At 78.3% G+C, this 1702-nt stretch carries 1 protein-coding gene; it reads left to right on the top strand.

From position 1 onward, the window contains the following. Window positions 1-1702 (top strand): primosomal protein N' (locus AOJ26_RS26160; protein WP_053850802.1); only part of this gene is annotated, 1702 nt, incomplete at both ends.

Genomic DNA, 1702 nt, shown 5'->3' with positions numbered 1-1702 from the left:
GCGTCCGGGAGGGGCGGCGTGAGGGCGGGGGGCTGATCGACGGGTTCCTGGTCGAACGGCTCGCCGAGTCCGACTACTCCGGGCCGCTGGCGGCGCTCGCCCAGGTCGTCTCGCCCGAGCCGGTGCTCAGCGAGGAGCTGCTGGGACTCGCGCGGGCCGTCGCCGACCGGTATGCGGGAAGTCTCGCCGATGTGCTCCAGCTCGCGGTGCCACCCCGCAGCGCCAGGGCCGAACAGCGGCCCTCGCCCGAGCCGTTGCCGCCGCCGGCCCCGCCGGAGACGGCGTCCTGGGGGCGGTACGAGCGCGGGGGCGCCTTCCTGGAGTCGCTGGCCTCGGGAGGCGCGCCGCGCGCGGTGTGGAACGCCCTGCCCGGTCCGGAGTGGAGCGAGGAGCTGGCGCGGGCCGTCGCCGCGACCCTGGCCTCGGGGCGGGGGGCGCTCGTCGTCGTGCCGGACGGGCGGGCCGTCGCACGCGTCGACGCCGCCTTGAGCTCGGTGCTGGGGGAGGGGCGGCACGCGGTCCTGACCGCCGACGCCGGGCCCGAGAAGCGGTACCGGGAGTGGCTGGCCGTGCGGCGGGGCGCCGTACGGGCCGTGGTCGGGACGCGGGCCGCCATGTTCGCCCCGGTGCGGGACCTCGGTCTCGTCGCCCTCTGGGACGACGGCGACGACAGCCACAGCGAGCCGCATGCCCCGCAGCCGCATGCGCGCGAGGTACTGCTGTTGCGGGCAGCGCAGGACAAGTGCGCCTTCCTGCTGGGGAGTTGGAGCTGCACGGTGGAGGCCGCGCAGCTCGTGGAGAGCGGCTGGGCCCGGCCGCTCGTGGCCTCGCGGGAGCAGGTGCGGGCGGTGGCTCCCCTGGTGCGCACGGTCGGGGACCAGGACCTCGCGCGGGACGAGGCCGCGCGGGCGGCCCGGCTGCCCACGCTCGCCTGGCAGGCCGTCAGGGAGGGCTTGCGGCACGGGCCGGTGCTCGTGCAGGTGCCGCGGCGGGGGTACGTGCCGCGGATGGCCTGCGCCAACTGCCGGGCCCCCGCGCGCTGTCGGCACTGCGCCGGGCCGCTGGAGGGGCAGGAGTCCGCAGCGGCGCTGCGGTGCGGGTGGTGCGGGCGCGAGGAGGAGTCCTGGCACTGCCCGGAGTGCGGGGGGTTCCGGCTGCGCGCGCAGGTCGTGGGGGCCCGGCGGACCGCGGAGGAGCTGGGGCGGGCGTTTCCGGCCGTTCCGGTGCGGACGTCCGGGCGTGAGCATGTGCTGGACACCGTGCCCGGGGCGCCGGCCCTGGTGGTGAGCACACCGGGGGCCGAGCCGGTCGCCGAGGGCGGGTACGCGGCGGCACTGCTGCTGGACGGCTGGGCCATGCTCGGCCGGCCCGACCTGCGGGCCGCGGAGGACGCGCTGCGGCGGTGGATCGCGGCGGCGGCGCTGGTGCGGGCGCAGGGAGCCGGCGGCACCGTGGTGGTGGTCGCCGAGCCCACGCTGCGGCCGGTGCAGGCGCTGGTCCGGTGGGACCCGGTGGGGCACGCGGTGCGGGAGCTGGGGGAGCGGGCCGAGCTGGGATTTCCTCCGGTGTCGCGGATGGCCTCGGTGTCCGGGCCCGGGGAGGCGCTCGCCGAGTTCCTCGCGGCGGTGGAACTGCCGGACGAGGCCGAGGTGTTGGGGCCCGTGCCGTTGCCGGTGACGGCGGCGGGAGGGCCTCGGAGGGT

The organism is Streptomyces sp. NRRL B-24085, assembly GCF_001282115.1.
Taxonomy (GTDB): Bacteria; Actinomycetota; Actinomycetes; order Streptomycetales; family Streptomycetaceae; genus Streptomyces.
The sequence above is the reverse complement of the archived record's forward strand: the minus strand, read 5'-3'. Positions and strand labels throughout refer to the sequence as shown.